This window comes from Actinacidiphila epipremni (assembly GCF_012034175.1).
Lineage (GTDB): Bacteria > Actinomycetota > Actinomycetes > Streptomycetales > Streptomycetaceae > Actinacidiphila > Actinacidiphila epipremni.
In genome coordinates, this window is record NZ_JAATEJ010000091.1 from 1 (window position 1) to 384 (window position 384).

Sequence of the window (384 nt, forward strand, 5' to 3'; positions counted from 1 at the left end):
GTAGGGCTGGTGGCCGTCGAAGCCGTTGAGGGCGATGACGAAGGGGAGGCCGCTGTTTTCGAAGTAGTCGACGGCGGGGAAGCAGTCGGCGAGGCGGCGGGTGTCGACGAGGACGACGGCGCCGATGGCGCCGCGGACGAGGTCGTCCCACATGAACCAGAAGCGGTCCTGTCCGGGGGTGCCGAAGAGGTAGAGGATCAGGTCCTGGTCCAGCGTGATGCGGCCGAAGTCCATGGCGACCGTGGTGGTGGTCTTGTCCTGGACGTGGCTGAGGTCGTCGATGCCGGCGGAGGCGGAGGTCATGACCGCTTCGGTGCGCAGCGGGTTGATCTCGGAGACGGCGCCGACGAACGTGGTCTTGCCCACGCCGAAGCCGCCCGCCAC

1 protein-coding gene is annotated in these 384 nt (G+C 68.2%); it reads right to left on the minus strand.

The features are described from left to right. The coding region (locus HCN08_RS34590) for a GTP-binding protein (RefSeq protein WP_206319604.1) at nt 1-384 on the minus strand (384 nt) is incomplete at both ends.